Source organism: Cycloclasticus pugetii PS-1 (genome assembly GCF_000384415.1).
GTDB classification, from domain to species: domain Bacteria; phylum Pseudomonadota; class Gammaproteobacteria; order Methylococcales; family Cycloclasticaceae; genus Cycloclasticus; species Cycloclasticus pugetii.
This window is the reverse complement of record NZ_ARVU01000001.1, coordinates 1,845,019-1,856,902: the sequence shown is the minus strand read 5'-3', so window position 1 is coordinate 1,856,902 and position 11,884 is coordinate 1,845,019. Positions and strand designations below refer to the sequence as shown.

Annotated in this window: 12 protein-coding genes; 7 read left to right on the top strand and 5 right to left on the bottom strand. The window is 43.3% G+C overall.

The annotated features are described in order from the left end of the window. Positions 1–12: 12 nt before the first annotated feature. Positions 13–1,056 (bottom strand): rod shape-determining protein, encoded by a 1,044-nt coding sequence (locus tag CYCPU_RS0109055; RefSeq protein WP_015006547.1) that lies wholly within the window; start codon positions 1,054–1,056, stop codon positions 13–15. A 123-nt stretch (positions 1,057–1,179) separates the two neighbouring features. Between CYCPU_RS0109055 and gatC the strand changes: the two genes are divergently transcribed. From gatC to CYCPU_RS0109035, 4 genes are all read left to right on the top strand, one after another. Next, complete coding sequence (gatC, locus tag CYCPU_RS0109050; protein ID WP_015006546.1) at positions 1,180–1,467, top strand: Asp-tRNA(Asn)/Glu-tRNA(Gln) amidotransferase subunit GatC; 288 nt, start codon at positions 1,180–1,182, stop codon at positions 1,465–1,467. Between the two features lie 88 nt (positions 1,468–1,555). Further along, the gene (gatA, locus tag CYCPU_RS0109045) at positions 1,556–3,019 is read left to right on the top strand and encodes an Asp-tRNA(Asn)/Glu-tRNA(Gln) amidotransferase subunit GatA (protein WP_020162528.1); all 1,464 of its coding nucleotides are present in this window, start codon (positions 1,556–1,558) and stop codon (positions 3,017–3,019) included. Positions 3,020–3,021: 2 nt separating this feature from the next. Beyond that, complete coding sequence (gatB, locus tag CYCPU_RS0109040; RefSeq protein ID WP_020162527.1) at positions 3,022–4,455, top strand: Asp-tRNA(Asn)/Glu-tRNA(Gln) amidotransferase subunit GatB; 1,434 nt, start codon at positions 3,022–3,024, stop codon at positions 4,453–4,455. Between the two features lie 49 nt (positions 4,456–4,504). After that, positions 4,505–4,855, top strand: coding sequence for a hypothetical protein (locus CYCPU_RS0109035; RefSeq protein WP_020162526.1), 351 nt, complete (start codon positions 4,505–4,507; stop codon positions 4,853–4,855). Between the two features lie 27 nt (positions 4,856–4,882). Here CYCPU_RS0109035 and CYCPU_RS0109030 read toward each other — a convergent pair whose 3' ends face one another. The 4 genes from CYCPU_RS0109030 to hemA are packed head-to-tail and all read right to left on the bottom strand — an operon-like array spanning position 4,883 to position 8,516. Continuing rightward, positions 4,883–5,305 (bottom strand): M67 family metallopeptidase, encoded by a 423-nt coding sequence (locus tag CYCPU_RS0109030; protein WP_020162525.1) that lies wholly within the window; start codon positions 5,303–5,305, stop codon positions 4,883–4,885. A 15-nt stretch (positions 5,306–5,320) separates the two neighbouring features. Further along, positions 5,321–6,154: a peptide chain release factor N(5)-glutamine methyltransferase gene (gene prmC / locus CYCPU_RS0109025; protein WP_015006541.1), complete on the bottom strand. Its 834-nt coding sequence runs from the start codon at positions 6,152–6,154 to the stop codon at positions 5,321–5,323. Between the two features lie 21 nt (positions 6,155–6,175). Then, entirely contained in the window at positions 6,176–7,264 is a 1,089-nt protein-coding gene (gene prfA / locus CYCPU_RS0109020; RefSeq protein WP_020162524.1) for a peptide chain release factor 1, read from the bottom strand. Position 7,265: 1 nt separating this feature from the next. Then, positions 7,266–8,516, bottom strand: a complete 1,251-nt coding sequence (hemA, locus tag CYCPU_RS0109015; protein WP_016390626.1) for a glutamyl-tRNA reductase — start codon at positions 8,514–8,516, stop codon at positions 7,266–7,268. Positions 8,517–8,683: 167 nt separating this feature from the next. Between hemA and CYCPU_RS0109010 the strand changes: the two genes are divergently transcribed. The 3 genes from CYCPU_RS0109010 to ispE are packed head-to-tail and all read left to right on the top strand — an operon-like array spanning position 8,684 to position 11,882. Beyond that, positions 8,684–10,420 (top strand): tetratricopeptide repeat protein, encoded by a 1,737-nt coding sequence (locus tag CYCPU_RS0109010; protein WP_020162523.1) that lies wholly within the window; start codon positions 8,684–8,686, stop codon positions 10,418–10,420. After that, positions 10,417–11,007, top strand: coding sequence for a lipoprotein insertase outer membrane protein LolB (lolB, locus tag CYCPU_RS0109005; protein ID WP_016390628.1), 591 nt, complete (start codon positions 10,417–10,419; stop codon positions 11,005–11,007). The genes CYCPU_RS0109010 and lolB overlap by 4 nt, the downstream gene beginning before the upstream one ends. Then, positions 10,989–11,882 carry a 4-(cytidine 5'-diphospho)-2-C-methyl-D-erythritol kinase gene (gene ispE / locus CYCPU_RS0109000; protein WP_015006536.1) on the top strand — a complete coding sequence of 298 codons (894 nt, stop codon included), beginning with the start codon at positions 10,989–10,991 and terminating at the stop codon, positions 11,880–11,882. Before lolB ends, ispE begins: the two co-directional genes overlap by 19 nt. Positions 11,883–11,884 lie beyond the last annotated feature (2 nt).

Here is an 11,884-nt window from a genome sequence, read left to right as displayed (position 1 = left end):
AACCTCTTATTCTTACTCTAATGCAAACGTATTAGGCCCTTTTTCATTGATCAACTCTAGTACTTTGCCCCCACCTCGCGCAACGCAAGTTAGAGGGTCGTCAGCTGTGCGAACAGGTACGCCTGTTTCTTCATGGATAAGCTCATCTAAACCATACAGTAATGCACCGCCACCGGTTAGCACAATGCCATTTTCAGCAACGTCAGCGCTTAGCTCTGGGGGAGTTTGCTCGAGAGCTTGTTTCACAGCACTAACAATGGCGGTAACAGGTTCTTGTAATGACTCTAAAATTTCATTACTGTTAAGCGTAAAGCTTCGGGGAATGCCCTCTGCTAGGTTTCGACCCGTAACGGTCATTTCCTTAACTTCATTCGCTGGGTAAGCTGAGCCAATCGTGTGTTTAATTCTTTCGGCGGTCGATTCACCGACGATAGTGCCGTAATTACGTCGAACGTAATTGATAATCGCTTCGTCAAAACGGTCACCACCAACGCGAATTGACTCCGAGTAGACGATACCATTGAGTGATAAAACGGCGATTTCTGATGTGCCGCCACCAATATCTAATACCATGGAGCCGCGCGCCTCATCTATCGGTAAGCCTGCACCAACTGCCGCTGACATTGGCTCCTCAATTAAATATACTTCACGTGCACCAGCACCTGATGCCGATTCTCGAATGGCTCTTCGTTCAACTTGAGTAGAGCCACACGGTACGCAAATAAGCACACGAGGACTAGGACGTAGAAATTTACCTTCATGTACTTTATGGATAAAGTACTGAAGCATTTTTTCAGTGATAGTAAAGTCAGCAATAACACCGTCCTTCATTGGGCGAATCGCGGTGATATTACCAGGTGTTCTACCCAGCATTGCTTTTGCTTCGCTGCCGACAGCGGCAAAGCTTTTTTCGCCACGCACTTTATCTTCTCGAATGGCAACAACAGAGGGTTCATCTAGCACAATGCCTTTGCCAAGTGCATAGATTAGTGTGTTCGCTGTGCCCAAATCGATGGATAAATCGTTGGAAAACATGCCGCGTATTTTTTTAAACATGAATTTTATAAATGTAGGTGGTGAGAATTTTGTACTTTAACAACCCTTTACCTCTTTGGGCAAGGCGCGAATTGTGTTAATTTGCACTGTTTTAAAGTATGAATAAAACAAGGGGGTTATTTTATGCCAATTCAGTCAGAAGATGTACTGAAAATCGCACACTTGGCGAGGCTCGGTATTCAGCACGAGCAGCTTGAGTCATATGCGTCAGACTTGTCGAATATAATGCTGTTAGTTGAGCAAATGAATCAAGTTGATACAACTGATATTGAACCTATGGCCCACCCACTTGATCAGTTTCAACGTTTACGGGCGGATGTGGTATCAGAAAGCAATCAACGTGATATTTTGCAGGACAATGCGCCATCTATTGAAGACGGTTTGTTTTTAGTGCCGCGAGTGATCGATTAGTCGCCCTTTAACGAGGCGGTGTCATTTTTATTTAAACAAAGGCTTATAGCGATAAGCATATATACCTTTTAAACAGTATTGGTAATCAATGTATAACAAATCATTAAAAGAACTGTCCAGCGACCTCCACAACAAACAAATATCCAGTGTTGAGCTTAGTCAATACTTTTTGGAGCGTATCAATCGATACGATGGGGCGTTAAATAGCGTCATTACATTAAATGAAGACGGCGCATTACTTGCAGCTCAACAGGCGGATCAACTAATTGCATCAGGGGATGCCGGCTTGTTAACGGGGATTCCTTTGTTACATAAAGATATCTTTTGTACACAAGGCTTACGAACAAGCTGTGGCTCAAAGATGCTGGATAATTTTATTGCCCCTTATTCGGCAACAGCGGTTAGTAAATTAGAACAAGCTGGTGCGGTGATGTTGGGTAAAACCAATATGGATGAGTTTGCGATGGGCTCGTCAAATGAGACCAGTTTTTATAGTGGAGTAAAAAACCCTTGGGATTTGGAAACGGTCCCAGGTGGCTCATCGGGTGGATCAGCAGCGGCGGTAGCGGCACGTTTGGCGCCGTTGGCTAGTGGTACAGATACAGGTGGATCGATCCGTCAGCCAGCAGCTTTTTGTGGGGTGACGGGTATTAAACCAACCTATGGCCGTGTGTCACGTTACGGCATGATTGCGTTCGCCTCTAGTTTGGACCAAGGTGGTGCGATGGCGAAAAGTGCTGAAGATGCAGCGATCATGCTACAAGCGATGTCTGGTTTTGATGAGAGGGATTCAACCAGTGTTGATAGACCCGTTGATGATTTGTTAAGCGGCTTGGGTGACTCGATCAAAGGCTTGACCGTTGGCTTGCCCAAAGAGTTTTTTACCGATGATCTTGATAGTGATATTCGAGAAAAAGTAGAAGAAGCGGTTGATACCATTCGGTCTGCAGGGGCACATGTGAAAGAAATTAGCCTACCGAATATTAACCTATCAGTGCCTGCTTATTATGTGGTTGCCCCCGCTGAATGTTCTGCTAATTTGTCTCGTTTTGATGGTGTTCGATTTGGGTATCGCTGCGAATCGCCAAAAGACTTAGAGGATCTTTATAAGCGTTCGCGTGGAGAGGGGTTTGGTGACGAGGTAAAACGAAGAGTTATGATTGGCGCTTATGTTTTGTCTGCGGGGTATTACGATGCGTATTATAAAAAAGCTCAACAAGTTCGTCGTTTGATTCAACAAGATTTCGTAGAAGCGTTTAAAGAAGTAGATGTGATCGCTAGTGCAACAGCACCTTCTGTTGCCTTTAAATCAGATGAGAAGAAGGGAGACCCTGTTTCAATGTATCTTTCAGATATTTTTACCATTGGTGTTAATTTAGCAGGCTTGCCTGGAATGTCAGTGCCGTGTGGTTTTGTGGAGAACAAGCCGGTAGGTATGCAGTTGATAGGAAATTATTTTGAAGAGTCTCGCTTGTTAAATGTAGCGCACCAATATCAACAACTGACTGACTGGCATCTTGCGGTGCCGGCTGGATACGAGCAGGAGGTATAAGGATGCAGTGGGAAACAGTTATAGGTCTTGAAATTCATGTTCAGTTAGCGACTCAATCTAAAATTTTCTCGGGTGCTTCAACGGCTTATGGCGCAGAACCTAATACGCAGGCTTGTGCGGTGGACCTTGGGTTACCGGGTACATTGCCGGTGTTGAACGAGCAGGCCGTTCGTTTTGCGGTGAAATTTGGTTTGGCCATTGGTGCGCATATCGCTCCATATTCAGTGTTCGCACGGAAAAACTATTTTTATCCTGACTTGCCTAAGGGTTATCAAACAAGTCAATTTGATAAGCCGATTGTTGGTTTAGGGCGGTTAGATATAGAGGTGGATGGTAAAACAAAAACAATAGGTGTTACGCGGGCTCATTTAGAAGAAGATGCGGGTAAATCGTTGCACGAAGACTATCATGGGATGACGGGAATAGATTTAAATCGAGCAGGAACACCGTTGCTTGAAATTGTTTCTGAGCCGGATATGCGCTCTGCCGCAGAAGCAGTAGCGTATGTTAAAAAACTACATACTCTTGTGCAGTATTTAGGAATTTGCGATGGCAATATGCAGGAAGGTTCTTTTCGTTGCGATGTTAATGTATCAGTCAGACCAGTAGGGCAAGAAGCCTTTGGAACCCGTGCAGAGATAAAAAACTTAAACTCATTTCGTTTTATTGAAAAAGCCATTGCACATGAGGTTGAGCGCCAAATTGATGTGATCGAAACAGGCGGACAAGTGGTTCAAGAGACTCGTTTGTATGATGCTAATAAAGATGAGACACGCTCTATGCGTTCTAAGGAAGAAGCGAACGACTATCGATACTTCCCGTGTCCTGATTTATTACCAGTCGAAATCACAGCAGAGTTGTTGGATGAAGTGCGTAATGACTTGCCAGAATTACCTGCGGCTAAAAAACAACGTTTCCAACAGCAGTATGGTTTAAGTGAGTATGATGCCGACGTATTAACAACACAACGGGCGATGGCAGATTACTACGAAGATGCTGTTAACTTTTCAGATGGAGAGGCGAAGCTTGTTGCTAATTGGGTGATGGGCGAATTGAGCGCAAACTTGAATAACAATAATTTAGATATCCAGCAAAGTCCCTTGAGTGCTGAACGATTAGGAGGCTTGGTTAGACGCATTGCAGATAAGACAATTTCTGGAAAAATCGCTAAGCAAGTCCTTGAGTTTATGTGGAATAGTCAGGATGTTGCAGACGACGTGATTGAGCGAGAAGGTTTGAAACAAATTTCTGACACAGGTGCCTTAGAAAAAATGATTGATCAGCTAATGGCTGATAACGCTCAGCAAGTTGAGCAATATAGAGCCGGTAAAACAAAAATGATAGGCTTCTTTGTTGGTCAGTTGATGAAGCAAACCCAGGGTAAGGCGAATCCACAAGAATTAAATAAATTGCTGGAAAGTAAACTAAAAGGGTAGTTTCTCTTAAAGTGTTACGTTAATTATTAGAATAAATAGCAAGGATGTTATGAGTATATTGAAGGCGTTGAGTGTTTTTATTATCGCGTTATGGTTGGCTGCCTGTGGCCATGCGACTAAAAATGGCGTGGAACTAACTCAAGAAGGGCTGGCGACTAAGACTTTGTCAGCAGAGGAAGCGGAAGTTGAGCAGCAGGTTGCGCGTATATCTGAAAAGCTAAAAGATGAACCAACGGTTAAAGACTGGTTGTTAGTCGGCGATGGAAACATGTATTTGAAAAGATATGATGAAGCTGTTTCAGCCTACAGAGAAGCATATATATTGAGCGACTATGCAGAGGAGCCCAAAAGAAAACTAAAACGAGCAATGTTTTTGGCAACGATAGCGTTAAGTAAATAGCCAATAAGGGATAACCCGGTCTGGTTGTTATTCCTCAACCATTCTTAGGGTTATCTCAACAATATTTTCATCGTGTAATAATTTGAAACAGCGCATCTCTAAGACACCTTTGGTGTTTAGCGAAATAATTAAATAATAGGCTTCGGGGTGTGAAGGCATTTCAGTATCGCTTATTGAAGGCCTAGCGGGTGCGGTGGGGTGCGAGTGGTAGATAGCAAAAACCTCTTCACCCTTATCGCGGATTTCTTTCATTACGCTGATTTGTTCTTCAGGCGCCATTAGAAAACGCTTGCTAGGTGTTTCAGCTATATTTTGAACAGGATGGCAGGTGTACTGACCCGTTTTGTTTTTACTGATAAAACCACAGACCTCGAGGTCTTCTGATAATTGTGCGTTATGAAGTAATTCATTAACGAGTTTTCTAGGTAAGACAATTTCTTTTTCGTGCATTTTTAACCCTAATGTTTATGGTTTTGTGCCTAATGTTGCCCGAACGTGCCCTTGAATATCTTGGAAATGTTGGGTTGATTTAAATCCGTACAATTCTAACAAGTTTTTGACCAAAGTGCCTTGCTGAAAGCCATGCTCAAACAAGATAAGTCCGTTGTGTTTAAGGAAAGACTTTGCTTGCGAGGTAATATGCTCAAGATCCTGTAGGCCTTCGTGTTGAGCAATCAATGCCGAAGAGGGTTCAAAACGAAGGTCGCCTTCTAAAAGGTGAGGGTCATTTGGGCAAATATAAGGTGGGTTACTTATTATTAAATCAAACCTCGTATTGGGCACTGTTTCAAACCAATCGCTACGCAGAAACTGAATATTGTGAACCTTATGTTGCAGGGCATTTTTTTCAGCAATCGCTAAGGCCTTTTGGCTGTTATCAACGGCTGTCACCGAGGCGTTTGGAAACTCTAATGCCAAGGTGATAGCGATGGCGCCGCTACCAGTCCCTAAATCTAATACTGAGAAATATTGGTCGGTAGCGAACGTTTCGTGGGTAATTTCTATGAGTAGCTCGGTGTCGGGTCGAGGAATTAAGACGTCTTTTGAAACGATAAATCGTCGTGACCAAAACTCTCGTTCGCCAACTAAGTAAGCGATCGGCTGCCCTTTTTGTCGCTGTTTAACAAGTCGCTGAAACCTGTCCAGCTTCTCGGTAGTTAGAAGCTCGTCAGGCCAAGCTCTAAAATAGCTACGGTTTTTATTCAGTACGAAGGCTAGTAATACTTCGCTATCAAGCACGCAGCTGTCACTGCTAACCAGTGTTTTTGCAGCTTCTGTAAGAGCCTCTTTTATTGTCAAGGGGGGCTTCAAAACGAGGGTTTATTCTTCTGCGCTTAACTGTGTTAGTTGTTCTGCTTGGTGTTCTTGAATTAATGGGTCGATCACCTGATCTAGTGCGCCTTGCATGATCTCATCTAGTTTATACAGTGTTAAGTTGATGCGGTGGTCGGTAACTCTGCCTTGTGGGTAGTTATAGGTTCGAATGCGTTCAGAGCGATCGCCGCTACCAACTTGCGAACGACGAGACTCAGCTTGTTCAGCATCAGCTTTTTCTTGTTCAGCGGTCATGATTCTGGCCTTTAATAAGGACATCGCGCGAGCCCTATTTTTATGTTGTGAGCGTTCGTCTTGACACTCTACAACTGTGCCGGTGGGAAGATGAGTAAGACGTATCGCAGAGTCTGTTTTGTTAACATGTTGGCCTCCAGATCCTGATGCTCTAAAAGTGTCGACACGCAAGTCGCCAGCGTTGATTTCAATATCATCTTTTTCATCGGTTTCAGGCATGATAGCTACCGTGCATGCAGAGGTGTGAACGCGGCCTTGAGATTCGGTTTCTGGGACACGTTGAACACGGTGAGCACCGGATTCAAATTTCAGTTGTGAATACACGTCGTGACCTTCTATTCGAGCGATAATTTCTTTGTATCCGCCGTGGTCGCCTTGGTTTTCACTCATGATTTCAAACTTCCAGCCTTTTTTCTCAGCAAATCGTAGGTACATACGGTAAAGATCGCCTGAAAAAATAGCTGCTTCATCACCACCTGTTCCCGCACGAACTTCAAGAAAAGCATTCTTTCCATCGTTAGGGTCTTTAGGTAACAAAAGGATTTGCAATTCATTTTCTTGTTTTTCAAGGGCTGCTTGAGTGTCCTTTAACTCATCTTTTGCCATAGCCTTAATATCCGGGTCGCTATCATTCAGCATGGCTTTTGCAGACTCATTATCTTCTAGTGTCGCTAGATAGTTCTGGTAGGTGCTAACAATGGGATCTAATTGGGCATACTCTTGACTCAAAGAGCGAAATTTATTTTGATCGCTTTGTATGCTGGGTTCAGAGAGTAGCCCAGCAATTTCTTCGAAACGTTCAGACAGAGTGTCTAGCTTTTGTAGGATAGTTATATTCACGTTATTTATTTAAGTTAAAAAGTTGTTGAGCGGCTAATAGTAATTCGTTGTTACCTTCGGATGCAGCTTTCTTCAGGGTGCTGCTAGGTGCGTGTAATATTTTTTTCGTGAGATCATTTGCTAAACGTTCTAGGGCTTGTTCAGCGGGCTGGCCGTTTTTTACCGCACTAATCGCCTTTTGAAGGAGTTCCTCACGTATATTGTCCGATTGGGTTCTAAGCTGGTAAATGGTTTTTGAAGCATCTTGCGCACGTAGCCATGTTTGAAAGTGCGAGATTTGAATGTCGATTATATCTTCAGCTTGTTCGGCCGCTTCGCGACGTGATTGAAGTCCATCATCAACTATATTTTTTAGGTCATCTACGCAGTAAAGATAGACGTCGCTTAATGAACCAACTTCTTTTTCTATATCGTGTGGTACTGCCAAATCCATCATAAACATGGGTTTGTGTTTACGTTTTGAAATGGCGGTTTCAACACTCCCTTTGCCAAGGATGGGTAGTGAGCTAGCCGTTGATGAAATGATAATGTCTGCTTCGGCGAGATGCTCAGGGATATCTTTAATTTCAATGGCGTATCCATTACCTTGAGAAGCAATGGCATGTGCTTTTTCAAGGGTTCTATTAGCAACAATTAATCGACCAATGCCTTGCTCTTTTAGGTGTTGGGCTGATAGTTCGATAGTTTCCCCGGCACCAATAAGTAAGGCGGTTTGATCTTGTAATTGACCAAATATTTGTTGTGCTAATTTTACGCCAGCAAAAGCAACCGATACCGGGCTAGAGCCAATGGCTGTATCGGTACGCACTTTCTTTGCGACTTGGAAGGTGTGCTGGAATAAGCGACCAAGATACTTTCCCAGGGTGCCGGCCTCAGAGGCATGTTGATAAGCCGTTTTCATTTGACCAAGAATCTGTGGTTCGCCAAGCACTAAGGAGTCAAGCCCACAGGCGACTCGTGACATGTGCTTTATTGATTGGGGGCCAATGTGGCTGTATAGATAGTCTCTAATACTACTTTCATCTAGGCGATGGTAGCTGGCAAGCCAAGCGATCAGTTCATCTGTTTGTTGCGTTGCTATATCACAGTATATTTCGGTGCGATTACAGGTGGATAAAATAGCGGCTTCTTCAATGGATGAAAGCTGCGCTAATGACTGAAGCGATTGACCGAGGCGCTCAGGAGAGAAAGCGAGTTTCTCTCGAATCTCGATAGGTGCTGTGTTGTGATTGAGTCCGAGCGTAAGCAGCATGCGCTTTTGGTAGTTTTACTTTAGGTTAATTGGGTTATTATAAGCGTTTTAGCCCTATGAATGTTCTATATGTTTAAACAGGTAGTTTTCGATTTGCCTTGTAAAAAGAGAATGAGGTGTTAGTTTTATAGGCGGCTGATGTTGATTAGGGTGTGGGTGAGAAAAATATGATTCTAAAGTTCGTGATGATGGTTTTTGTTGTTTTATCTATAGGTTGTACACACGTAGGTAAAAACGATGCTGTTGAAGTGGTAGAGCCAAGCAAAGCAATATCGAATCTTGTGCAAGAAACGCCTGAGGTTAAAACGAAGCAGGTACAACCGAGCCAGCTAGATGCTGCTTTATTGTATAGTTTGTTAGGTGGCGAGGTGGCAGGTCAACGTGGGGATGTCAAAATGGCTTCTGCATTCTATGTTGATGCGGCTAAGCGCTCGAATGATCCACAGGTAGCGCTTAGGGCTGCACAAATAGCGTTGTATAGTAATGATATCGTTGGAGCTAAGTTAGCCGTTGATATATTGGTGGCAAAAGGAGAGCTATCGCTTCAATCGCAACGGCTTGCTCTAACAGTTTACTTGCGTGCGGGTGAGGCAGAGAAGAGTTTGGATTTGATTACTTCAATCCTTAAAGAAAGCGATATGCCTCAACGAAATACCTTGCTGGCCATTGGCGACATTGTTTCCCGTCATGCGTCTAAAGACTTGGCTGGTCATCTGATCGATGAGTTGGTGAGTTATTATCCTGAAGAGGCTGGAGCTTATCTTGCTCGCTCGCAAATGATGTCTCATTTAGGGCAACTGCTTCAAGCCGAAAAGGATGCGGTGAAGGTTACTGAGTTGGATTCGACCTGGCCTGTGGGGTTTGCTCAGCTTGCCCTAGTGTTGGAGCAAAAAGGTGAGACAGAGCGTGCGTTAGAGGTTTTAAAAAACGCTGTCGAGAACCTTAAAGCGAAACCTTTGCTGATGGGTTATGGTCAGTTGTTAGCCAAGAATGAACAGTACGAAGAGGCAAAAGAGCAGTTTTTAAAGTTGTTGTCTGATGGGGAAAGCTACCCAGAGGCAAGTTTTGCATTGGGCCTTGTTTATTTAAAGTTGGATAACCCTATAGAAGCGGCGAAAGTATTTGAAAATTTATATAACGAAGAGGTGTTTGCTTCGAAGTCAGCCTTTTATTTAGGGCGAATATATTATTATCAGAAACAGTACCAAGATGCTTTGTTGTGGTTTGAGAAGGTGGATAATGGTGTTCACCATGTAGATTCTTGGGTCTCAATCGCGATGATTAAGTCAGAAATGGGAGATTTGCAAGGCGCCAGGAGTGTTTTGCAACAGTTGCGCAATGAATACCCAAAAAATACAGCACGGTTTTACCTGTTAGAGGCGGAGCTTTTGGTGGATGTTCAGAATTATCAGCTGGCTTATGACTTATTATCGTCGGCAATTAGTGAAAATGTGGATAACTTATCGCTCAGATATGCGCGCTCAATCGCAGCCACGGAGCTAGATAAATTGTCCGTTGCAGAGAAAGACTTATTGTTTGTATTAGAAAAAGAGCCTAAGGATGTTAATGCCTTAAATGCATTGGGTTACGCATTGGCGAGTAAAACCTTTCGCTTTAAAGAAGCGAGGGGTTACCTAACGCAGGCGCTTTCATTAAAGCCAGATGACCCCGCTATTTTAGATAGTATGGGGTGGTTGGATTATCGTGAAGGTCATTACGAAAGCGCACTGGTTTTGTTAAAAAGAGCATACAGTCAAACACCTGAAGGTGAAATAGCTGCTCACCTTGGTCAGACTCTTTGGATGCTAGGGCGTCAAAAAGAAGCGCGTACCATCTGGGAGGAAGCACTAAAACGGGATAAAGATAACCGTTACCTACTTGAAGTATTGCAGAAACTAAAATGACCCGTTGTCTTGTTTGTCTTCTGTTAGTTTCGCAATTGATGGCCTGTGCCTCTACAAGCATTATAAAAACTGAGGAAAGTTCTTTACCGACCTTACACAACGCAGAGAAGGTTTTAGCTATTAATGAGTGGCGTTTGCTGGGTCGTTTATCTGTTCGAAATATGCGGCAGTCTTGGTTTACAACGCTAGAGTGGAATCATCGAAAGGGTATAGATGACCTGACCTTAAGCACCTCATTAGGGGGCGTGGTTGCAAAAATATTGTATTCAAAGCAAGGTATTTTACTGACCGATGAAGAGGGTGTTTTACAGCATGTTTCGGAGGAGGAGTTGGCTTCATTATTGGGGTATTCAGCACCTTTAAAGCATATGAAATATTGGGTGAGAGGTGTGTTATCCCCCGAGTTTCAAGGACCATCAAGCAGGGAATATCTCGATGATACCGTGTTGTTTGAGCAGGGTGGCTGGAATGTGCAATTAGAACGGTTTCAGAGTTATGGGGAAGTTGTATTGCCCGCTAGGGTGACGCTTATAAAAGAAGACTTAAAAATTAAATTGGTTGTAGATAAATGGTGGATGGAAAAATAGCGGTGACAGAGTGGGAAGAGCATTGGTGGCCAGCACCGGCAAAGTTAAATTTAATGCTAAATATTGTTGGACAAAGACCTGATGGATACCATGAGTTGCAAACAGTTTTCCAGTTAATAGGTATTTCTGACTGGTTAAACGTCGTGCCTACAGAGGATGGTGAGATCACATTAAGTTGCAATTCGGTCAGTCTTGCAACAAATACTAATTTGGTTGTTCAAGCGGCTAATTTACTAAAGCAGCAAGCAAATGCAAGTTTAGGTGCAAAGATAATACTTAAGAAAATATTACCAATGGGTGCCGGTTTAGGAGGAGGTAGCTCTGATGCGGCCACTACGTTGATTGTGCTTAATGCAGTTTGGGGGCTCGGTTATTCAGTTGAAGAGTTGGAAATGTTGGGCCTTAAACTGGGGGCGGATGTGCCTGTTTTTGTTAGGGGCTTGTCAGCATGGGCGGAAGGTATTGGTGAAAAAATGACAGTGATTGACTTGCCTGAAAAGTGGTTTGTTGTGGTAAATCCTCCTTATCATTGCTCAACAAAAGAAGTTTTTTCACATAACAGTTTGACACGGGATAATTCAGCCATCACAATACGCGACTTTTTAGACGGGCAAGAAGATAATAGTTGCTTGCCGGTTGTTAGAGAAATAAGTCAAGAGTTGGATGCTGTTTATCTGCAATTTTCTGAATTCTCTAAGGTTTATTTAACAGGCACTGGCTCGAGTATGTTTGCTAAATGCGATACTCGGCAAGAGGCGGTGCTGCTGTCAGAAAGGTTACCTGATGGCTGGAATAAGTGGGTAGTAAAGGGCGTAAGCGAATCACCTTTACAGAAGTCGCTTAAACAGTTTTTTAATCGGTTAAATCAGGTATAATC